Below are 20,107 nucleotides of genomic sequence, written 5' to 3' on the forward strand. Positions count from 1 at the left end.
CGGCCGGGGGCGCGGGTGCGGCCGCCGGGGGCGCGGGTGCGGCCGCCGGGGGCGCGGGGCGCAGAGTGCGGGCGTCGGCGCGCGGCGAGACTCGGTCCCTGCACCGAGACACGCTCTGTGCACCCGTGTCTCGGTGCAGGGACGGTGTCTCGCGATGAGGGGTGTCCCCGGGCGCCGCGCCGGCACCAGGGGCGCCGCGCCGGCCTAGGCGAAGGCCTCCGGCGGCGGGCAGGCGCAGACGAGGTTGCGGTCGCCGTAGGCGTTGTCGATCCGGCGGACGGGGGGCCAGTACTTCGTGCGAACCAGGGTGTGCACGGGGTAGACGGCCTCCTCGCGCGAGTACGGATGCTCCCACGCGCCCTCGATGACCGAGGATGCCGTGTGCGGAGCGTTCACGAGCGGGTTGTCGGCGGCATCCCACTCCCCCGCGCCCACGCGCGACGCCTCGGCACGGATCGCGATCATCGCCTCGATGAACCGTTCGATCTCGCCGAGATCCTCCGACTCCGTCGGCTCGACCATGAGCGTCCCCGCGACCGGGAACGACATCGTCGGCGCGTGGAAGCCGTAGTCGATCAGCCGCTTCGCGACGTCGTCGACGGTGACCCCGGTCTCCTCGCGCAGCGGTCGCAGGTCGAGGATGCACTCATGCGCGACGAGCCCGCCCTCGCCCGAATAGAGCACGGGATAGTGCTCGCGCAGCCGCGTTGCGATGTAGTTCGCCGCGAGGACCGCGGCTCCCGTCGCCTCGCGCAGACCCGCCGCGCCCATCATCCGGATGTACGCCCACGAGATCGGCAGGATGGATGCCGACCCGTACGGCGCCGCCGAGATCGGCCCGCCGTCGAAGACGTACCCGCCCGCGTGCTCCGCACGCTGCGCGAGCGGGTGCGACGGCAGGAACGGCGCGAGGTGCGCCTTCGCCGCCACCGGCCCCACCCCGGGGCCGCCCCCGCCGTGCGGGATCGCGAACGTCTTGTGCAGGTTGAGGTGCGACACGTCGCCCCCCAGGTCGCCGAAGCGCGCGAACCCGACCAGGGCGTTCATGTTCGCCCCGTCGACGTAGACCTGGCCGCCCGCCTCATGCACGGCGGTCGTGATGTCCACGACGTCCTGCTCGTACACGCCGTGCGTCGACGGGTAGGTGATCATGAGGGCGGCGAGCGCATCGGCGTGCGCCGTGATCTTGGCGCGCAGGTCGCCGAGGTCGACGTTGCCCGCGTCGTCGCATGCCACGACGACCACCCGCATGCCGGCGAGGACGGCGGATGCCGCGTTGGTGCCGTGCGCCGATGACGGGATGAGGCACACATCGCGCTGCACGTCGCCGCGCGAGTGGTGGTATCCGCGGATCGCGAGGAGGCCCGCGAGCTCGCCCTGCGACCCGGCGTTCGGCTGCAGCGACACCGCGTCGTACCCGGTGATCTCGGCGAGCCACGACTCGAGCTGCTCGATCAGTACGAGGTAGCCGGCGACGTCCTCGGCGGGCGCAAACGGGTGCACGCGGGAGAACTCCGGCCACGACACGGCCGCCATCTCGGTCGCCGCGTTGAGCTTCATCGTGCACGACCCGAGCGGGATCATGCCGCGGTCCAGCGCATAGTCACGGTCGGCGAGCTGCTTGAGATAGCGCATCATCGCCGTCTCGGAGTGGTGCACGTGGAAGACCGGGTGCGTCAGGAACTCGTCCTCGCGACGGAGTCCGTCGGGAATGTTCGGCTCGGATGCCGCGACGAGCGGCTGGACCGCGAACGCCTCACCCATGCTCCGGACACCGCGCATCGCGTCGTCCGGAACCCCGAGCGCGCGGGCGACCGCGACGAGCTCGCCGATGGTCGTCGTCTCGTCGACCGACACCCCGACCGAGTCGCTGTCGCGGAACCACAGCTGGAATCCGCGCTCACGAGCCGCGGCGATGATCGCCTCGGCCCGCCCGGGCACCGCAACGACGATCGTGTCGAAGAACGCCTCGTGCAGCACCTGGCCCCCGGCGTCAACAATCCAGTCGCGCAGCAGCGCAGCCTTTGCGGCGACCTCCCCGGCGATGCGGCGGAGTCCGTCGGGGCCGTGGTAGACCGCGTACATCGACGCCATGACCGCCAGCAGAACCTGCGCGGTGCAGATGTTCGACGTGGCCTTCTCGCGGCGGATGTGCTGTTCCCGCGTCTGCAGCGACAGGCGATAGGCGGGCTTGCCCTCGGCATCCTGCGACACGCCCACGAGCCGGCCCGGCAGCTGCCGCTCGAGACCCGCCCGCACGGCCATGTAGCCGGCGTGCGGCCCGCCGAAGCCGAGCGGCACGCCGAAGCGCTGCGTCGTTCCGACGGCGATGTCGGCGCCCAGTGAACCCGGCGACCGCAGGAGCGTGAGGGCCAGCAGGTCGGCCGCGACGACAGCGAGGCCGCCCTGGGCCTGCACGGTGGCGATGGCCTCCGACGGGTCCCAGACCCGCCCGGTGGCGCCGGGGTATTGGATGAACGCCCCGAAGACCTCGACCGGCGCGGGCGTTTCGTCTCGCTGCGCTCGCTCAACGACCGGTGCGGGCGCCCCCGCCGCGGCCGACCCCGCCGCGGGCTCAACGACCGGTGCGGGCGCCCCCGCCGCGGCCGACACGACCGACCCCGCGAAGTCGGTCTCGACGAGCTCGATCCCGAGCGCGGCGGCGCGATGCGCGAGCAGCGCCTTGGTCTGCGGCAGCGCGTCGGCGTCGACGAGGAAGACGTTCGACGTCGACTTCGAGGCGCGGCGCGCCACCAGCATCCCCTCGACGACGGCTGTGGACTCATCGAGCATCGAGGCGTTCGCCGTCGCGAGACCGGTCAGGTCGGTCACCATCGTCTGGAAGTTGATGAGCGCCTCGAGGCGACCCTGCGAGATCTCCGGCTGGTACGGCGTGTAGGCGGTGTACCAGGACGGATTCTCGAAGACGTTCCGCGCGATGACTGACGGCGTGATCGTGTCGTAGTAGCCGAGCCCGATCATGGGCCGGGCGGGGCGGTTCAGGGCGGCGAACGACCGCAGCTCCGCGAGCGCCTCGGACTCCGTCGCCGCCGGCGGCAGCACCGAATCGGCGATCGGTGCGGCATGGATGGATGCCGGGACCGCCCGCTCCACGAGCGCCTCGACACTGTCGTAGCCGAGCGCACCGAGCATGGCGGACCGTGCCGCGGCGTCGGTGCCGATGTGACGGTCGACGAACGCGGTCACGCCTCGCCGCCCGTGAGCGCGACGTAGGCGGCGCGGTCGAGAAGCGCGGCGACGTCGGCGGGGTCGACCTGGATCTTCACGAGCCAGGCGCCGAACGCGTCGGCGTTGACCTGCGACGGGTCGTCGACGACGGCGTCGTTGATCTCGACGACCTCGCCGGTGAGCGGGGCGTACAGCTCGCCCACCGACTTCGTCGACTCGATCTCACCGCAGACCGCGCCGGCGGTGACGGTCGTGCCGACTGCCGGGAGGTCGACGTAGACGACGTCGCCGAGTTTGTCGGCCGCGTAGTCGGTGATGCCGACGGTGGCGACGTCGCCGGACAGGGCGACCCACTCGTGCTCGGCGGTGTACTTGAGGTCGGTCAGCTCGGTCATGCGGTCCTCCGGTAGAAAGGCAGTGCGGTCACGGTTGCGGAAATGCGGGTTCCCCGCACGTCGATGAGGAGTGAGGTGCCCACCGCGGCGGATGCCGGGGCGACGAACGCCAGCGCAATGGGGTAGCCGAGGGTGGGACTGAGCGCACCGCTCGTGATCTCGCCGACGGGCGCGCCGCCGTCGGCATCGAGCACGGCGTAGCCGGCACGGCCGGCGCGGCGTCCGTCGGCGACGAGACCGACGAGCACCGGCAGGTCGTCGGATGCCGCGGCCAACGCCGCCTTGCCGATGAAGTCCGCTTTGTCCATCGCGACGACGCGGCCGAGACCCGCCTGCGCCGGAAGGATGTCGGTCGACAGCTCGTGTCCGTGCAGCGGCATGCCCGCCTCGAGGCGGAGCGTGTCACGGGCGGCGAGACCGGCGGGAACGAGCCCGAGCGGCGTACCGGCCACCAGCAGCGCGTCCCACAGCGCCGGCGCGAGCGCGTTCGGGATCATGAGCTCGAAGCCGTCCTCGCCGGTGTACCCGGTGCGGGCGATGAAGAGCGGCTCCCCCTGGAATGTGCCGCCCGACCAGGCGTAGTAGCCGAGATCGGCGAGCGTCGGGGCCACGTCGGCGATGCCCGCGGTGGTCTCGACGATCTCGAGGGCGCGGGGTCCCTGCACGGCGATGAGCGCGTACGCGTCGGAAACGTCCTCGACGGCGGCGTCGGCGGCGTGGCCGCGCACACGCTCCGCGAACGCCGCGGCCACTGCTTCGCGGTTGCCGGCGTTGGAGATCACGAGGAACCGCTCGTCGGCGAGGCGGTAGACGATGACGTCGTCGAGAACGCCACCGGCATCCGTCAGCAGCAGCGAGTACTTCGCCTTGCCGGTCTTCATGGTCGAGATCCGGCCGGCCAGCGCGTCGTCGAGGATGGCGCCCGCGCCGGCGCCGGTCACCAGGAACTCGGCCATGTGTGAGATGTCGAACAGGCCGGCCGCCTGCCGCACCGCGTGGTGCTCGCCGAGGTCAGAGGTGTAGCGGACGGGCATGTCCCAGCCGCCGAAGTCGGTGAAGGACGCGCCGAGCGCGGCGTGTCGCTCGTGCAGAGGGGTGGTGCGGGTGGCGGACATGAGTTCTCCCGTCGCGGGCGGGCGGATGCCGGGACCGGCAGCCGGGAACTCCCCCTCTGTCATGGGCCTGAGAGCTTCACCCCGTGGGGCTTTCACCGTCGGCGGATCGGGAGCGTGGCGGGAAGATGTCCCGCTGCGCTCGAAATCGCTTTTCAGAGCGGCCGGACGAGAGCGGTACGCGGACCTGAGAGATTGGCGGGGAGGCTTGCTCCTTCGGTGCCCGGTCCACCAGGGGCGGATGCCGGGGCTCTCCCGCACTCGTCATGCGGCCTGTGTTCGGTTGTCCGGCCAGCATATCTCGTGGCGGCGCCGGACACGACGCGGGATTTGCCCTTCAGGTCGAGGTGACTATAAGATCGACGAGAGGTTATGGTCACTATGACTCAAACACACGCAGCCCCCACTGCCGCCGGCGACATCCGCGTCGCCGTGTCGACCGTGATCTTCAGCCTGCGCCGCGACCCCGGCAGCGACCGCGCCAGTGTCGTCCTGCCCCTCGTCCGGCGCACCCGCGATCCGCATGAAGGGGCCTGGGCGCTTCCCGGCGGCTGGCTGGACGCCGCCGAAGAACTGGAGACCGCGGCATCCCGCACCCTCGCCGAGACGACGGGACTGGCGCCGAGCTACCTCGAACAGCTGTACGCGTTCGGCGATGTGCACCGCTCCCCCACGCGCGTCGTGTCGATCGTGTACTGGGCGCTGTTGCGGGAGGGACCGCTGCTGGCGCCGGCATCCGAGAACGTCGCGTGGTTCGACGCGGCCACGCTGCCGCCCCTCGCCTTCGATCACAACCACATCGTCGACTACGCGCTGTGGCGCCTGCGCAACAAGGTCGGCTACAGCCGCATCGCCCACGGGCTGCTGCCGGAGCTGTTCACGCTCGCCGACCTGCGCGAGGTGTACGAGGCGATCCTCGGCCGCGACCTCGACCCCGCCAATTTCCGGCGCCAGGTCGAGAACTCCGGCACCCTCATCTCCACCGAGCAGTTCCGCACCGGCAGTCACCGTCCGGCGCGGCTGTACCGCTACAACCACGACGTCGAGCTCGCCGAACGCGGGCCGCTGCCGACCGAACCCCACCCGGAGGTGCTGTCATGACCGCCCTGCCCCTCACCCTGCAGCCGCGCCCCGCGGAGCCCGTCGACCCCAGCGTCGACCACGCGATCCTCGCGATCGTCTCCGGAGCCTCGACCGCGGCGACCTGCACGACCGACCTCGCCGCCGGCCCCTGGGACTTCGACACGCGGCCCGGCTACGGTCCCGGCTCGTCGATGGGTGACGTCATCCCCGGCGGCGCGCCCCGCCAGGGCGAGCTGCCGGCGGAGTACCGGGAGGCGTCGGAGGCCGAGCTGCACGCTCGCATCACCGCCGCCAAGGAGGTGCTCGGCGACCGGGTCGTGGTGCTCGGCCACTTCTATCAACGCGAAGAGGTCGTCACCCACGCCGACTACGTGGGCGACTCGTTCCAGCTCGCGAACGCCGCGCTCGAGCATCCGCACGCCGAGGCCATCGTCTTCTGCGGCGTGCACTTCATGGCCGAGACCGCCGATCTGCTCTCGCGTCCCGAACAGGCCGTGATCCTGCCGAACCTCGCCGCCGGCTGCTCGATGGCCGACATGGCCTCGATCGACGAGGTCGAGGAGTGCTGGGAGCAGCTGGCGGACCTCTACGGACCGCTCGATGTCCGCGGCGCGGACGGGCTCGTCCCCGTCATCCCCGTCACGTACATGAACTCGTCCGCCGCGATCAAGGGCTTCGTCGGCCGGCACGGCGGCATCGTCTGCACGTCGTCCAACGCGCGCACCGTGCTGGAATGGGCGCTCGCCCGCGGCCGCCGCGTGCTGTTCTTCCCCGACCAGCACCTGGGCCGCAACACCGCGAAGGCGATGGGCGTCCCCCTCGAGCAGATGCCGATGTGGAACCCGCGCAAGCCCCTCGGCGGGTCGTCCGCCGCGGACCTCGCCGACGCCCGCGTCATCCTCTGGCACGGCTTCTGCTCGGTACACCGCCGGTTCACCGTGGAGCAGATCGAGCGCGCCCGCGCCGAGCACCCGGGCGTCCGCGTCATCGTGCACCCGGAGTGCCCGATGGCGGTCGTCGATGCCGCCGACGAGGCCGGCTCGACCGACTACATCCGCAAGGCGATCGCCGCGGCGACCGAGCCGACGACGTTCGCCATCGGCACCGAGATCAACCTCGTCCAGCGGCTCGCGGCGCAGTTCCCGCAGCACGAGATCTTCTGCCTCGACCCGGTCGTGTGCCCGTGCTCGACGATGTACCGCATCCACCCCGGCTACCTCGCCTGGGTGCTGGAGCGACTCGTCGCGGGCGAGGTCGTCAACCGGATCACGGTGCCCGCCGACGTCGCCGAGCCGGCACGTCTCGCCCTCGAGCGGATGCTGGCGGCGAAGCCGTGACACGCGGCGACCTCGAGCGGGCGCAACCCGGCGAGGACCCGACATCGCCGCGGGTCGTCGTCGTGGGCTCGGGCATCGCCGGGCTCACCGCGGCGCTGCATGCCGCGGCATCCGGCTGCGCGGTCACCGTCGTGACGAAAGACGTGCTCGAGCACGCCAACACGCGCTTCGCGCAGGGCGGGATCGCCGGGGTCATGTTCGACGACGACAGCGCCGCCGCGCACGAGCGCGACACCCTCATCGCGGGCGCGGGCCTGTGCGACCCGGACGCGGTGCGGGTTCTCGTCACCGAAGGGCCGACGCGGATCCGTGAGCTCATCGCGCTCGGAGTCGCGTTCGACCGCGCCGCCGACGGCACGTATGTCAAGGGGCTCGAGGCCGCTCACTCCTATCCGCGTGTGCTGCACGCCGGGGGCGACGCGACCGGCAGCGTCATCGAGAAGGCTCTCGTGGCGCGCGTGCACGCCAGCGGGGCGCAGATCATCGAGCACGCGTTCCTCGTCAACCTCCTCCTTCGCGGCGGCCGGGTCGCGGGGGTCGACCTGCTCGTCGACGACCGGCGCCGCGCGGCGATCGAGGCGGATGCCGTCGTGCTCGCCACCGGCGGCGCCGGCTGCCTCTACGCGCACACGACGAACCCGTCGGTCGCCACCGGCGACGGCATCGCCGCGGCGCTCCGCGCCGGGGCGACGGTGTCGGACCTCGAGTTCTTCCAGTTCCACCCGACGGTGCTCGCCGACGGCGATGCCTTCCTGGTGTCCGAAGCCGTCCGCGGCGAGGGGGCCGTGCTCCGCGACGAACAGGGGCGCCGGTTCATGCTCGACGTGCACCCCGACGCCGAGCTGGCTCCCCGCGATGTCGTGGCCCGCGCGATCGCAGAGGTGATGGCGGGGCAGGGTGGCCGGCCGGTGCTCCTGGACGCCACGGGCCTGCGTCCGACGCGCAAGCAGACGGCATCCTTCCTCGCGCAGCGCTTCCCGACGATCGACGCGGCCGTCCGCGCGCGGGGCCTCGACTGGGCCCGCGAGCCCGTCCCCGTGACGACCGCCGCCCACTATCTGATGGGCGGCGTCGACACCGACCTGCACGGGCGCACGGACATCCCCGGGCTGTACGCGGTCGGCGAGGTCGCCCGAACCGGTGTGCACGGCGCCAACCGGCTGGCGTCGAACTCCCTGCTGGAGGGAGCGGTGTTCGGTGCCCGCGCCGGCGACGCGATCGCGTCCGACGTCGCTGGGGCCTTCTGGCCTGCCGCAACCCGCCCCGCCACCCCCGCCACACCCACGCCCGCCGCAACCGCGCCCGCCGACGCGCCGGCGTTCGGGCGACCGGCGCTGCAGGGGCTCATGTGGGAGCACGTCGGACTCGTGCGCGACGCGGCGGGTCTGGAGTTCGCCGCCGCCGTCATCGCGGGGTGGCGTGCGCGGCCGCGCACGCCGGCCACCGAGGCCGACGTCGAGGACGAGAACCTGCTGCAGGTCGCCGCCGCCCTCGTCGCGGCCGCTCTCGCGCGCACCGACTCGGTGGGTGCACACGTCCGGCGCGACGAGACTCCACGGATTCGTGCGCTCACACCCGCAGAAGGGCCGGAAACGGCCGCGGAGCGCACGGATCCGTGGAGTTCGATCACCGCCGCCGCGCAGAAGGAGTCGGCCGCATGCTGAACCGCAGCCACATCGACACGGTCGTGCGCGCCGCGCTCGACGAAGACGCGCCCTGGGGCGACCTCACGAGCACGACCCTCATTCCGGCGGAGGCCGCGGCCACCGCCGACCTCGTCGCGCGCGAGGACGGCGTCTTCAGCGGTGGGGACGTGTTCGCCGCCGCCTTCACGCTGACCGACCCGCGCATCGCGGTGGACCTGCCCGTCGCGGACGGCGACGGGTTCGCCGCCGGCGCGGTGCTCGCGAGCGTCACGGGCCCCGCCCGCGGCGTGCTGACCGCGGAGCGGATCGGGCTCAACTTCGTGCAGCGGATGAGCGGCATCGCCACCCTCACCCGCCGCTACGTCGACGCCGTCGCGGGCACCGGCGCACGCATCGCCGACACCCGCAAGACCACGCCCGGCCTGCGCGCCCTCGAACGGCACGCCGTCCGCAGCGGCGGCGGTCACAACCACCGGTTCTCACTGTCGGACGCGGTCATGGCGAAGGACAACCACCTCGCCGTGCTCACCGCGGACGGGCAGAGCATTCCCGACGCGCTGCGCGCGGCGATCGCCGCGCTCCCCCACACCGCGCACGTCGAGGTGGAGGTCGACCGGATCGACCAGATCGAGCCGGTGCTCGCCGCAGGAACCGGGCCGCGCGGAATCGGCACGATCATGCTCGACAACTTCTCCCTCGACGACCTCCGCGCCGGCGTCGCGCTGATCGCCGGCCGCACGACGGTGGAGGCCTCCGGGGGCGTGAGCCTGGAGACCGTGCGCGCGATCGCCGAGACCGGCGTCGACGTCATCTCGATCGGGGCGCTCACGCACTCCGCCCGCGCGCTGGACCTGGGCCTCGACGTCCGCATCGCGCTGCGGGGCTGAACCGCCGATGCGCTACCTGGATCACGCCGCAACCACGCCGGTGCGCCCCGAGGTCCTCGAAGCGATGCTGCCGCGGCAGCCGCCCTCGACGACGCCCGCCGTCGGGTCGCGCGCATCGTCGGCATGCGCCCCGGCGACATCGTGTTCACCTCGGGGGGCACCGAGGCGGACAACCTCGCGATCAAGGGGCTCGCCATCGGCGCAGCCCAGCACCGGGGTGCGCCGGTCCACGTCATCACCACGACGATCGAGCATGAGGCCGTGCTCGCGTCGTGCGACTACCTCGAGCGCGTGCACGGCTTCGCGGTCACCCGCGTCGGCGTCGACGCCGACGGTCGCGTCGACCCCGCCGACATCGCGGCGGCGCTCCGGCCCGACACGGCGCTCGTGAGCGTCGGCTACGCCAACAACGAGATCGGCACGGTTCAGGATGCCGCGGCCATCGCCGCCGCGCTCGCTTCGGCATCCGCGGCGGTCCCTCTTCACCTCGACGCCGTGCAGGCGGCGGGGTGGCTGCCGCTGTCGGGGACCGGCGCCGACGCCCTGTCGATCGCCGGCCACAAGGTCGGTGCGCCGCAGGGGATCGGCGTGCTCGCCGTCCGCGGCCGCCTGCCGCTGGAGCCGCTCCTGCACGGCGGCGGTCAGGAACGGGACCGGCGCAGCGGCACCGAGAACGTCGCCGGCGCCGTTGCCATCGCCACCGCGCTGGAACTCGCCGAGGCCGAGCGCCCCGCCGCGGCCGACCGCGTGGCGCGGCTGCGCGACGGGTTCATCGCGCGAGTGCTCGACCGGGTCCCCTCCGCGCGGCTGACGGGGCACCCGGTGCACCGTCTGCCGGGAACAGCGAGCTTCGCGTTCGCCGGCACGAGCGGCGAAGCGGTGCTGCTCGAGCTGGAGCGCCGGGGCATCGTCAGCTCCAGCGGCTCGGCGTGCGCGGCCGGCAGCGACGAGCCCTCGCACGTGCTGCTCGCGCTCGGCATCGCGCCCGAGGTCGCGCAGACCGCGGTCCGCTTCACGTTCGGTCACGACCTCGGACGGTCCGGACCGCACCGCGCCGCGGGCGCGCCGCGCATGCCGAGTGAGGCCCGGGACGCCGCCACGGCGGACCTCGCCGCCGTCGCCGACGCGGTCGCCGCTGCCGTCGCGGCGGTACGATCGGGCGCGTGAGCCCGACACCCGCCGACCCGATCGTCACCGTCATCGTTCCGGGTCGCGACGTCGCCGCCTACGCTGCCGACGCTCTCGCCTCGCTGCAGGCGCAGACCCTCGACACCTGGCGCGCGATCCTCGTCGACGACGGATCGACGGATGCCACCGGGGCGCTGTTCGCGCATGCCGCGGCATCCGACCCCCGCTTCACCGTGCTCACCCACCCGACCCCGCGCGGACTGGGCGCGGCGCGCAACGCCGCGCTCGATCTCGTCGAGACGCCCTTCGTCGGGTTCCTCGATGGCGACGACGTCCTCACCCCCGACGCGCTGCGACGGCTCACCGCGACGCTCACCCGCAGCGGCAGCGACATCGTGGCGGGGGCCTACGTGCGGCTGCGGCCCGACGAGACCGGCGGTTACACCCCCGGGATGGTGCAGCCGTGGGTGCGGGCGGCGACCGAACCAGAACGGCTCGGCGTCTCACTCGCCGAGCATCCCGACGTGTCGGGGAACATCGTCGCGTGGTCCAAAGTGAGCCGCGTCGAGCTGTGGCGCCGCGCCGGCATCCGCTTTCCGGAGGGCAGGCTCTACGAGGACCAGGTGGTCGCGCAGCGCCTGTACACGACCGCGCGGGCGATCGACGTGATCCCCGACGTCGTGGTCCACTGGCGCGAGCGCGCCGACGGCTCGTCCATCACCCAGCACAAGGACTCCGTCGCCGTGCTGTCGGACTATTTGGAGGCGATGCGCGCGGGAATCGCCGTGCTCGACGCCGCCGGCCATCGCGCCGCCGTCCGCGCCCGCGTGCGCCTCATCCTCGACATGGACGTACCGCCCCTCGTCGCGATCGCGCAGCGCCACCCCGACGACGCCTACCGGCGAGTGCTCGGCGCGTTCGTGGCCGAACTCGCGACGCGGGCGGATGCCGAGGACATCGCTCTCGATGATGCGACGGAGTCGCTGCGTAGCGCCGCCGCGCTGTGGTGACAACCCCGGGTGCGCCGCCGCATCGCGCCGTTAGAGTGTGCGCATGAGCGACACTCACGCGATCCCCGAAGAACCCCACGGCCCCGACCTGACCGAGCTGCGTGCGGAGATCGACGAGCTCGCCTCCCAGTCGACGGAGGAGCTGGTCAGCCCGGCCCCGAAGATCGTCGAGGAGAACGAGCCGACGCCCGCGCCGACCGACCCGATCGGCTCGGAGGACTGGGACGACACCGAGCCCGCCTGAGCCGCGGTCACTCCAGCGGCGGCCACCCCGCCTCGTCGACCGCCCTGTCGGCTGCGCCCGTCGGATCTGCCACGAGCCGCGCCGCGTCGGCCCCGGCGGCGCCCGCGGGCGCCCGGTCCGCGCGCCGGTCGGGGAGGTCCGCCGCGGGCTGAGCCTCTTCGAGACCTTCGATGCGCGCGGCGGCCATCTGCTGGGCGGCCAGTTCGGCGTAGAGACCGTCGAGCGCGAGCAGTTCGGCATGGGTGCCGGACTCCACGATCCGGCCGGCTTCGATGACGTGGATGACATCGGCGCCGATGACCGTGGACAGCCGGTGCGCGATCGACAGCGTGGTCCGGCCCTGCGCGACGCTGTCGATGGCCTCCTGCACGACGCGCTCCGACACGGTGTCCAGCGCGCTCGTCGCCTCGTCGAGCAGCAGCACCGGCGGGTCCTTCAGCAGCACCCGTGCGATCGCGATCCGCTGCTTCTCACCGCCGGAGAGCCGGTAGCCGCGCTCCCCCACGATCGTGTCGTAGCCGTGCTCGAACCCGGTGATGATGTGGTGGATGTTCGCCGCGACGCAGGCCGCCTCCACCTCGGCATCCGTCGCATCGGGCTTGGCGTACCGCAGGTTCTCGCGGATCGTGGCGTGGAAGAGGTAGGTCTCCTGCGACACGATGCCGACGTGGTCGATGATCGATTCGTGCCGCAGCGACCGCACGTCGGCGCCGCTGAACAGCACGCTGCCGGCGGAGGCCTCGTAGAACCGCGGTGCGAGGTAGAGCACCGTCGTCTTGCCCGCGCCGGAGGGACCCACGAACGCGACATGCTGTCCGGGCTCGGCGACGAACGATACCCCGCCGAGCGTGGGGCGTGCGTCGGCGGCGGCGTCGGGGTATCGGAAGACGACGTCCCGGAACTCGATGCGCCCGACCGGTCCCGGCGCCTGGGCGACGTCGATCGCGTCGGGGGCATCGCTGATGGCGGGCACGAGATCGAGATACTCGAAGATGCGGGCGAACAGGGCGCGTGAGGTCTGGAGGTCCAAGGCGACGCGCATGAGCCCCATGAGCGGCTGCAGCAACCGTGCCTGCACCGTCGTGAACGCGACGACGGTGCCGGCGGTGATCGCGCCGCTGCCGCCGGCGATCAGGTATCCCGACACGAGGTAGATGACCGCGGGCACCGATGCCATGAGCACCTGCACGACGGCGAAGAACCCCTGGCCGCTCATGGCGCGCTGCACCTGGAGCCGCACCTGGTTGACGTTCTCGTCGCGATAGCGCTGCGACTCGGTGCGCTGCCGGTTGAACGCCTTCGACAGCAGGATGCCGCTGACCGACAGCGTCTCCTGGGTGATGCTGGTCAACTCCGACAGCGATTCCTGCGTCTGTCCCGCGATGCGCGCCCGCACCTGACCGACGCGTCGCTGCACGAAGATGAGCACCGGCATGAGGATCACGGCGATGAGAGTCAGCCGCCAGTCGATGAGGATCATCGCGACGAGTGCGGACACGACGGTGACGGCGTTGCCGAGGATGCTCGTGACGGTGTTCGTGAGCACGCCCGAGACGCCGCCGACGTCGTTCTGGAGGCGCGACTGGATGACGCCGGTCTTCGTCCGCGTGAAGAACCCGAGCTCCATCGCCTGCAGATGATCGAACAGCTTCACCCGCAGATCGCCCGTGACGCGGTTGCCGACGGTGGCGGTCAGCCACGTCTGCGCGACGCCGAGCACCGCCGACAGCAGGAACAGCCCGATCATGGCGGCCACGAGGCGGACGAGCAGACCGAGGTCGGGCGCGCCGCCCGCGGTCGGGAACAGCGCGTCGTCGAAGATACGCTGCACGATCAGCGGCGGGATCACCCCGATGGCCGCGCCGGCGACGACGAGGATGCCGGTGACGACGATCCGGCCGAGGTACGGCCGGAACAGTGCCATGACGCGCGCGCCGAGGTCGGGGATCTCGGGCGCCTGCGCGTTGAGCCGGCGCTGGGCCGCCTCGTCGACCCCGCGGAAGGCCGCGCCACCGCGGGCGGCGGGACCGCCGCCCCCTCCGCCCATTGCCATGATCGCCAGCCTACGGCCGGATGCCGACAGCGCGGCCCGGCCGCATCACGCGCACCTCAGCCGAGCCCCGCGACGAGGTTGATGACGGTGGCGAGGATGACGGCGCCGAACAGGTAGGCCAGCATGGTCTGCCCGATGACGATGCGCCGGATCGCGGTCGAGCCGACGTCGGTGTCGGCGACCTGGTAGGTCATGCCGAGCCCCACCGAGAAGTAGGCGAAGTCGACGTAGCTCGGGTCCTCGTTCTGGTGGAAGTCGATGCCGCCGGAGGGGTGGGAGAAGAACAGATGCGCGTAGCGCAGCATGTAGTCCACCTGGATGAGCGCCCACGACGACGCGACGGCGACGACGGCGAGGCCGGCGAGCACCGAGGCGCGCACCGGGTCGGCATCGCGGGTCTGGATCAGCACGATGCCGACCGCGCTGAGGCTCACGAGGCTTCCCACCAGCGCGATCAGCCGCCCGACCCGCCGCCCCGGGTCCTCGCGTGTCGCGTGGGTACGGGTGGCCGCGGCATCCATCGGCCAGGTCACCCGCAGGATCCACGCCGTGTTCGTCAGCGCCAGCGACGACCAGCCGCTCAGCAGCGCCGCGGCCAGCCCCAGCCAGGGCGCGACCGCGATCGCGACGGCGAGGCCGATCAGGATGCTCACGGTCCCGCGGAGGACGAGGGTGTGGTGCGGCGGGGTCTTCATGGACCGATCGTGCCACTGGAGGCGGGAATGCGATGTCGTCCCGCGCGGTTATCGTTGAGGTCCGCCCGGCTGACCGCGGCGCGCTCCCCCTGCCTGCACGACACTCGAGGAGACACCGCCATGACCGCGACCGACACCGTCAAGACGACCACCGGCCCGATCCTCACCCCGGCGCAGAACCGCGTCGTGTGGCTGCTGCTGGCGGCGGCCTTCGTCGCGATCCTCAACGAGACGACGATGGGCGTCGCGATCCCGCACCTCATCGACGACCTCGGCATCACCGCCGTCGCCGCGCAGTGGCTGACGACGGCGTTCATGCTCACGATGGCCGTCGTCATCCCGACCACCGGCTTCCTGCTGCGCCGCTTCACGACCCGCGCCATGTTCGGCGCGGCGATGGGGCTGTTCTCGACCGGAACGCTCGTCGCCCTTCTGGCACCGGGCTTCGAGGTGCTGCTCGCCGGCCGGGTCATCCAGGCGTCGGGCACGGCGATCGTCATGCCATTGCTCATGACGACGCTGATGAGCGTCGTGCCGGCTCAGCACCGCGGCCGCATGATGGGGCGCGTGAGCGTCGTCATCTCGCTCGCACCGGCGATCGGACCGACGATGGCGGGGCTCGTCCTCGACAACCTCACGTGGCGGTGGATCTTCGCGATCGTGCTGCCGGTGGCCATTGCGGCACTCATCGCGGGCGTGCGCTGGATCCCGAACATCGGCGAGCAGACGCACGCGCCCATCGATGTGCTGTCGGTCGTGCTGTCGGCGCTCGGCTTCGGCGGCCTGGTGTTCGGTCTCAGCCAGATCGGCGGCGGCGGCCACGGCACCGACCCCGCCGCGCTGGCCGCGGCGACCGCCGCCACCACGACCCTCGTGGTGGCCCTCGTGATCGGCGCCGTGACGCTGGGTCTCTTCCTGTGGCGTCAGGTCGCGCTGCAGCGCAAGGACGACGCGCTGCTGGACCTCCGCATCTTCCGATCCGGCAACTTCTCGCTGTCGGTCGCGCACTTCGCCGTGATGTCGATGGCCTTCTTCGGCACCATCACCGCTCTGCCGCTGTACCTGCAGAACACGGTCGGGCTGTCGGCGAGCGAGTCGGGTCTGGTCGTCCTGCCCGGTGCGCTGGCGATGGGACTGCTGGGGCCCGTGATCGGGCGCATCTACGACCGCTGGGGCACGCGTGTGCTCCTGCTGCCGGGGACGATCATCGTGCTGGCGATCCTGTGGGGCTTCACGACGCTGACCGAGTCGACGCCGGTGTGGATCCTCGTGGTCACGCAGACGGTGCTCTCGATCGGGCTGGCGATGTCGTTCACGCCGCTGTTCACGGCATCCCTCGGCTCACTCGAGCCGAAGTACTACTCCTACGGCAGCGCCACGGTCTCGACCGTGCAGCAGGTCGCCGGGGCTGCGGGGATCGCGGTGCTCATCGCCGTCATGTCGTCGGTGTCGCAGGCCGCCGTGGATTCCGGTGCGGCGGATGCCGCCGCGGGTGCGGCCGGGGCGCGCGCGGCGTTCCTGCTGGCCGCGATCATCGGGACCCCGCTGCTCATCAGCGCGTTCCTCATCCGCAAGCCGGCCGACGCCCCCGAGGGGATGCCCGCCGCGCACTGACGCGGCTCGATGTATCCGGCGGGCACTGCCCGCACTCCTCTCAGCGACGACACCGGCGTACCATCGGCGGTGCGAGAAGGAGACGGTCATGATCATCACGACCCCGGACCCCGCTGCTGCCGCCGGCTACGTTGCCGACCTCTATCGCGAGGACCTGGAGACGGACGGGTTCGTCTTCAGTCACACGCGTGCCATGGCCGTGAACCCGGAGGCGCTGCGGGCATTCGAGACGCTGATCCACGCGATCGTGCCTTCGATCGGGATTCGCACCTACGAGCTGGCGACGCTGGCCGCGGCCGCCGCGATCGGCTCACCCCACTGCCTGCTCGCCCACGGACGCAAGGCGCTGCGTGCCGAGGCGGTGGACGAGACCCAGTTGGCGAACATCGTCACGGGAGCGGACGATGAGACGCTCAGCGCGGCCGACCACGCCGTCCTCGATTTCGCTCGCCGACTGTCGACCGATCCCGGCGACATGACCGACGCCGACGCGCAGGCGCTGCGCGACGCGGGATTCGACGACCGTCAGATCGTCGACATCACCCTGGCGGCCGCCGCGCGCAACTACTTCAGTCGCGCGCTGCAGGCGCTCGCCGTTCCTGTGGAGGATGGCCTGGCCGGGCTCGATCCGCACCTGCGCCGCGTGCTGCGCGCCGCCGGAGGACTGGAGGCGGACGCCGCCGCGGAGGCGTGAGGCGAGGCGGTCAGTTCGTGCTGCAGCATCCTCCGCCGCAGCAGGACGCGCCGTCCTCGACGACGGTCAGCAGGTTCTTGTCATCGCTGACGGGCTGGAGCTGCGGGGTGGAGAGGTTCGAGGTCGCCATGAATCGATGATACGTCGCTGTCAACCCCCGGGCGCGGCGGCAGACCGGGACGTAGCGTCGAGGTCATGAGCACTCTGACAGGGAAGAAGGTCGCGTTCGTCGCGACCGACGGTTTCGAAGACAGTGAGCTGACCTCGCCGTGGAAGGCGGTGACGGATGCCGGCGCCACAGCGGTCCTGGTCTCCCCCGAGTCCGGAAGCATCGAGGGAAAGAACGGGCATTCGCAGTCGGTGGACCTCGCCTCGCGCGACGCCAGCGCGTCGGATTTCGACGCGCTCGTGCTGCCGGGCGGCGTCGTGAACGCCGATCATCTGCGGATGGACGAGGCATCGGTCGCGTTCGCGCGCGACTTCTTCGCGCAGCACAAGCCGGTCGGCGCCATCTGCCACGCGGCGTGGCTTCTGATCGAGGCCGACGTCGTCGATGGGCGCACGCTCACGAGCTACCCCAGCCTGAAGACCGACCTCGTCAACGCCGGGGCTGAGTGGGTCGACGAGGAGGTCGTCGTCGACCAGGGGCTCGTCTCGAGCCGCACGCCCGACGATCTGCCCGCGTTCAACGCGAAGGTCGTCGAGGAGATCGCCGAGGGCGAGCACGCCGGTCAGACGACCTGACACCTGCGACCGACAGACGGATGCCGCGGCGAGATCGATCTCGCCGCGGCATCCGTCTGCGTGTCGGTCAGTCCCAGTCGAGGTAGTCCTCGATGAACCAGGAGGTCTCGCCGGGGTGCGTGAGTGCGAAGAAGTGGCCTGCGCCTTCGACGCCTTTGACGCTCACCAGGCCCGGCGCCGTCGCCTGCAGCGCGGCACCGTTGTCGGCGGGGGTGACGCGGTCATCGGCGCCCTGGATGACGAGCACCGGCGTGCCGTCGGCGATGGGCGCCCACTCGTCGGCCGGCGTGGCGGCCAGCGCCGCGGTCTGGACGGCGGCGAGCTCGGCCTGCGGCGCGAAGCTCTCACCGAAGACGGCGGTGAGCTCGCCCGTGAGCTCATCGGCGGGGGCGTCGCCGGTCTCGACGCCGAGCAGCAGCACGCCGTTCACGCGGTCGTGATGGTCGAGGGCGATGGTCCGCGCGACGGCGCCACCGAAGGCGTGCCCGCCGACCCACGCGTCGTCGACGCCGAGCCCCGTGAGCACGTCGACGACGTCCTGGGCCAGGTCGTGCAGCGTGACGGCATCCGTCTGCGCGGTTCGCGTGCCGATGCGGATGACGCGGAAGTCCTCCTCCACGAGGATGCTGCCCAACGTGCCGAGGTAGGCGAAGTCGAGGCCCGCGGCGGGCAGGAGGACGACCACGGGGCCGGCGCCCTCGTCGAGGTACGGGACGGCGCGGCCGTCGGGTTCGAAGATCTGGCGCTCGGTTGCTGTCACGGTTCTCCATCTTAGGTGGACCTTCCCTGTCGCTCGGAGCCCGGCGGGGACGGGGGCGGCGGGGCGGCGGGGCGGCGGGGCGGCGGGGCGGCGGGGCGGCGGACGAGCATCCCGCCGATCGCGGTACGGTCGAGCGGAGCGGAGGCGACGTGAAGATCAAGAACCTGACGGCGTTCGTCGCGGTGGTGGATGCCGGAATGCACGCGCCGCGGGCGGCGCAGGCACTGGGAGTGCCGCTGGCGTCGATCCATTCCTCGCTCGAGAAGCTCGAAGACGAGGTCGGGCACCCGCTGATCGGGCGGGATGTCTCGCCGTGGCGGCTGACACCGGCAGGCGAGCTGCTGCTCGACGAGGCACGGCGGAGGATCGCGGACTTACCCGCATCCGCGCCGCCTCGCACCACCGGCGGCGGCAAGGCCAAGGCGTCGAAGGGCACGGGCCGCGCGCCGATCGTCAAAGGTCAGCCGAAGCCCTACAAGAAGCGACAGGGCCGCTGAAAGCATCGGCGGCGCGCGGCCGAGCGCCCCTCGTGCACGACATAGCCGAAGGCCTTCCGAACGAGACGGCGTTCCGGCCTCGAATTCACGCCACCTGCAGCGGAGTGATCGCGGCGATCTGCTCTCCCGAGAGGTCTTCGGCCCGATCGAGTTCGTAGTGGCTCTGCAAATTGATCCAGAACTCTGCCGAGGTGCCGAAATACTTCGCAAGACGAAGCGCCGTGTCTGCAGTGATCCCCCGCTTAGCGTGCACGATCTCGTTGATCCGGCGGGGCGGAACTCCAATGGCGAGGGCGAGCTTGTGCTGCGTGATCCCGAACCCGTTGATGAAGTCCTCCATGAGAACCTCACCAGGATGAATCGGGGCAATCTTCTCAGTGATAGTCAACGATCTCCACCTCCTCGGGTCCAGCGTCGGTCCACACGAAGCAGATCCGCCACTGGTCATTGATCCTGATGCTGTACTGTCCGACCCGATCGCCTTTCAGCGCTTCGAGCCGGTTTCCCGGTGGAACCCGGAGATCGTCCAGCGATTCGGCGGCTCCGACCTGACGCAGCTTGCGCAACGCCGTCGTGTGGATCCGAGGATCGATCGACGGCACCCGTTCGCGACGCCACAGTCGTTCGGTGTCCCTGCTGCCGAACGATCGGATCACGAGTCCAATGATATAACGCTAGGCGTCAATAACGCTAGGCGTTAAGCCAGGTGCGTTGAATGATGTCGGCATCGACCCGAACGTCTGACGGCTCATTGAGCGTGTTCTCGGCCCGGAGCAATGACAACCAAGCCAGCGGCCCGTAGACGTCGATCGTCTCGAGCGCGGCTTGACGTCGTCCCGCGTGCCGCACAGGGTCAGCTTCCGTCCGAGCAACTTCGACACCCACGCATCCGCACCGAGGGGGAAGCCCCAATTGCCGCGGCCGTAATCGTCGTACGCGCCGCGGGGGGTGCCCCTATGTCTTCTGTCAAGCGGCGAGGACCGGTTCGGTGATGCGCGACTGGTAGAGGGTGCCGTCGC

Annotated in this window: 18 protein-coding genes, 1 pseudogene and 1 riboswitch; of the genes and pseudogenes, 11 read left to right on the top strand and 8 right to left on the bottom strand. The window is 71.5% G+C overall.

All coding sequences use genetic code 11. The features are described 5' to 3' along the window. Positions 1 to 204: 204 nt before the first annotated feature. From gcvP to gcvT, 3 genes are read right to left on the bottom strand one after another with little or no spacing between them, the layout of a single operon-like run. Complete coding sequence (gene gcvP / locus ACPYN4_RS15095) at positions 205 to 3,153, bottom strand: aminomethyl-transferring glycine dehydrogenase (RefSeq protein WP_424446833.1); 2,949 nt, start codon at positions 3,151 to 3,153, stop codon at positions 205 to 207. A 50-nt stretch (positions 3,154 to 3,203) separates the two neighbouring features. Further along, positions 3,204 to 3,584 carry a glycine cleavage system protein GcvH gene (gene gcvH / locus ACPYN4_RS15100; protein ID WP_076690394.1) on the bottom strand — a complete coding sequence of 127 codons (381 nt, stop codon included), beginning with the start codon at positions 3,582 to 3,584 and terminating at the stop codon, positions 3,204 to 3,206. Next, the gene (gene gcvT / locus ACPYN4_RS15105; protein ID WP_424446834.1) at positions 3,581 to 4,699 is read right to left on the bottom strand and encodes a glycine cleavage system aminomethyltransferase GcvT; all 1,119 of its coding nucleotides are present in this window, start codon (positions 4,697 to 4,699) and stop codon (positions 3,581 to 3,583) included. Before gcvT ends, gcvH begins: the two co-directional genes overlap by 4 nt. A gap of 162 nt (positions 4,700 to 4,861) precedes the next feature. After that, a riboswitch (glycine riboswitch) is annotated at positions 4,862 to 4,964 on the bottom strand. Between the two features lie 113 nt (positions 4,965 to 5,077). Here gcvT and ACPYN4_RS15110 point away from each other — a divergent pair. The 7 genes and pseudogenes from ACPYN4_RS15110 to ACPYN4_RS15140 all read left to right on the top strand — a co-directional run bounded on the left by ACPYN4_RS15110 (position 5,078) and on the right by ACPYN4_RS15140 (position 12,031). Further along, positions 5,078 to 5,797, top strand: coding sequence for an NUDIX hydrolase (locus ACPYN4_RS15110; protein ID WP_281652474.1), 720 nt, complete (start codon positions 5,078 to 5,080; stop codon positions 5,795 to 5,797). Further along, positions 5,794 to 7,116, top strand: a complete 1,323-nt coding sequence (gene nadA, locus ACPYN4_RS15115) for a quinolinate synthase NadA (protein WP_424446828.1) — start codon at positions 5,794 to 5,796, stop codon at positions 7,114 to 7,116. Before ACPYN4_RS15110 ends, nadA begins: the two co-directional genes overlap by 4 nt. Continuing rightward, positions 7,113 to 8,780, top strand: coding sequence for an L-aspartate oxidase (nadB, locus tag ACPYN4_RS15120; protein ID WP_424446829.1), 1,668 nt, complete (start codon positions 7,113 to 7,115; stop codon positions 8,778 to 8,780). The genes nadA and nadB overlap by 4 nt, the downstream gene beginning before the upstream one ends. Next, positions 8,774 to 9,649 (top strand): carboxylating nicotinate-nucleotide diphosphorylase, encoded by an 876-nt coding sequence (nadC, locus tag ACPYN4_RS15125; protein ID WP_315552970.1) that lies wholly within the window; start codon positions 8,774 to 8,776, stop codon positions 9,647 to 9,649. Before nadB ends, nadC begins: the two co-directional genes overlap by 7 nt. Before the next feature lie 7 nt (positions 9,650 to 9,656). Further along, positions 9,657 to 10,816, top strand: a pseudogene (locus ACPYN4_RS15130) (cysteine desulfurase family protein). Further along, positions 10,813 to 11,787 carry a glycosyltransferase family 2 protein gene (locus ACPYN4_RS15135; RefSeq protein WP_424446830.1) on the top strand — a complete coding sequence of 325 codons (975 nt, stop codon included), beginning with the start codon at positions 10,813 to 10,815 and terminating at the stop codon, positions 11,785 to 11,787. Before ACPYN4_RS15130 ends, ACPYN4_RS15135 begins: the two are co-directional and overlap by 4 nt. A gap of 43 nt (positions 11,788 to 11,830) precedes the next feature. Next, positions 11,831 to 12,031, top strand: coding sequence for a hypothetical protein (locus ACPYN4_RS15140; RefSeq protein WP_315552963.1), 201 nt, complete (start codon positions 11,831 to 11,833; stop codon positions 12,029 to 12,031). Positions 12,032 to 12,038: 7 nt separating this feature from the next. Here ACPYN4_RS15140 and ACPYN4_RS15145 read toward each other — a convergent pair whose 3' ends face one another. After that, entirely contained in the window at positions 12,039 to 14,078 is a 2,040-nt protein-coding gene (locus ACPYN4_RS15145) for an ABC transporter ATP-binding protein (RefSeq protein WP_315552973.1), read from the bottom strand. 62 nt (positions 14,079 to 14,140) lie between these two features. Further along, positions 14,141 to 14,779: a DUF1345 domain-containing protein gene (locus ACPYN4_RS15150; RefSeq protein ID WP_239281228.1), complete on the bottom strand. Its 639-nt coding sequence runs from the start codon at positions 14,777 to 14,779 to the stop codon at positions 14,141 to 14,143. 120 nt (positions 14,780 to 14,899) lie between these two features. Here ACPYN4_RS15150 and ACPYN4_RS15155 point away from each other — a divergent pair, with 120 nt between their 5' ends. From ACPYN4_RS15155 to ACPYN4_RS15165, 3 genes are all read left to right on the top strand, one after another. Continuing rightward, a complete protein-coding gene (locus ACPYN4_RS15155) occupies positions 14,900 to 16,393 on the top strand; it encodes an MDR family MFS transporter (RefSeq protein ID WP_239281226.1) in 1,494 nt (497 codons plus the stop codon). A gap of 88 nt (positions 16,394 to 16,481) precedes the next feature. After that, a complete protein-coding gene (locus ACPYN4_RS15160) occupies positions 16,482 to 17,087 on the top strand; it encodes a carboxymuconolactone decarboxylase family protein (protein WP_424446831.1) in 606 nt (201 codons plus the stop codon). Between the two features lie 195 nt (positions 17,088 to 17,282). Then, positions 17,283 to 17,831, top strand: a complete 549-nt coding sequence (locus ACPYN4_RS15165) for a type 1 glutamine amidotransferase domain-containing protein (RefSeq protein WP_239281222.1) — start codon at positions 17,283 to 17,285, stop codon at positions 17,829 to 17,831. A 67-nt stretch (positions 17,832 to 17,898) separates the two neighbouring features. Here the strand turns inward: ACPYN4_RS15165 and ACPYN4_RS15170 are convergent, their stop codons facing one another. Beyond that, positions 17,899 to 18,591, bottom strand: a complete 693-nt coding sequence (locus tag ACPYN4_RS15170; RefSeq protein WP_424446832.1) for an alpha/beta fold hydrolase — start codon at positions 18,589 to 18,591, stop codon at positions 17,899 to 17,901. Between the two features lie 149 nt (positions 18,592 to 18,740). Between ACPYN4_RS15170 and ACPYN4_RS15175 the strand changes: the two genes are divergently transcribed. Beyond that, the gene (locus tag ACPYN4_RS15175; protein ID WP_239281219.1) at positions 18,741 to 19,088 is read left to right on the top strand and encodes a LysR family transcriptional regulator; all 348 of its coding nucleotides are present in this window, start codon (positions 18,741 to 18,743) and stop codon (positions 19,086 to 19,088) included. 85 nt (positions 19,089 to 19,173) lie between these two features. On the opposite strand, the gene ACPYN4_RS15180 is transcribed toward ACPYN4_RS15175, so the two are convergent. Next, positions 19,174 to 19,476 carry a HigA family addiction module antitoxin gene (locus ACPYN4_RS15180; RefSeq protein WP_239281218.1) on the bottom strand — a complete coding sequence of 101 codons (303 nt, stop codon included), beginning with the start codon at positions 19,474 to 19,476 and terminating at the stop codon, positions 19,174 to 19,176. Continuing rightward, positions 19,463 to 19,744: a type II toxin-antitoxin system RelE/ParE family toxin gene (locus tag ACPYN4_RS15185; RefSeq protein WP_281653503.1), complete on the bottom strand. Its 282-nt coding sequence runs from the start codon at positions 19,742 to 19,744 to the stop codon at positions 19,463 to 19,465. Before ACPYN4_RS15185 ends, ACPYN4_RS15180 begins: the two co-directional genes overlap by 14 nt. Between the last annotated feature and the right edge of the window lie 363 nt (positions 19,745 to 20,107).

Source organism: Microbacterium sp. CH-015, assembly GCF_049707015.1.
In the GTDB taxonomy this organism is placed as follows: Bacteria; Actinomycetota; Actinomycetes; order Actinomycetales; family Microbacteriaceae; genus Microbacterium; species Microbacterium aurum.

Excerpts from the sequence above, each read along its gene's own strand:
- gcvP (WP_424446833.1), bottom strand. The coding sequence starts at position 3,153 with ATGCTCGGTGCGCTCGGCTACGACAGTGTCGAGGCGCTCGTGGAGCGG.
- gcvH (WP_076690394.1), bottom strand. The coding sequence starts at position 3,584 with ATGACCGAGCTGACCGACCTCAAGTACACCGCCGAGCACGAGTGGGTC.
- gcvT (WP_424446834.1), bottom strand. The coding sequence starts at position 4,699 with ATGTCCGCCACCCGCACCACCCCTCTGCACGAGCGACACGCCGCGCTC.
- ACPYN4_RS15110 (WP_281652474.1), top strand. The coding sequence starts at position 5,078 with ATGACTCAAACACACGCAGCCCCCACTGCCGCCGGCGACATCCGCGTC.
- nadA (WP_424446828.1), top strand. The coding sequence starts at position 5,794 with ATGACCGCCCTGCCCCTCACCCTGCAGCCGCGCCCCGCGGAGCCCGTC.
- nadC (WP_315552970.1), top strand. The coding sequence starts at position 8,774 with ATGCTGAACCGCAGCCACATCGACACGGTCGTGCGCGCCGCGCTCGAC.
- ACPYN4_RS15140 (WP_315552963.1), top strand. The coding sequence starts at position 11,831 with ATGAGCGACACTCACGCGATCCCCGAAGAACCCCACGGCCCCGACCTG.
- ACPYN4_RS15145 (WP_315552973.1), bottom strand. The coding sequence starts at position 14,078 with ATGGGCGGAGGGGGCGGCGGTCCCGCCGCCCGCGGTGGCGCGGCCTTC.
- ACPYN4_RS15150 (WP_239281228.1), bottom strand. The coding sequence starts at position 14,779 with ATGAAGACCCCGCCGCACCACACCCTCGTCCTCCGCGGGACCGTGAGC.
- ACPYN4_RS15155 (WP_239281226.1), top strand. The coding sequence starts at position 14,900 with ATGACCGCGACCGACACCGTCAAGACGACCACCGGCCCGATCCTCACC.
- ACPYN4_RS15160 (WP_424446831.1), top strand. The coding sequence starts at position 16,482 with ATGATCATCACGACCCCGGACCCCGCTGCTGCCGCCGGCTACGTTGCC.
- ACPYN4_RS15165 (WP_239281222.1), top strand. The coding sequence starts at position 17,283 with ATGAGCACTCTGACAGGGAAGAAGGTCGCGTTCGTCGCGACCGACGGT.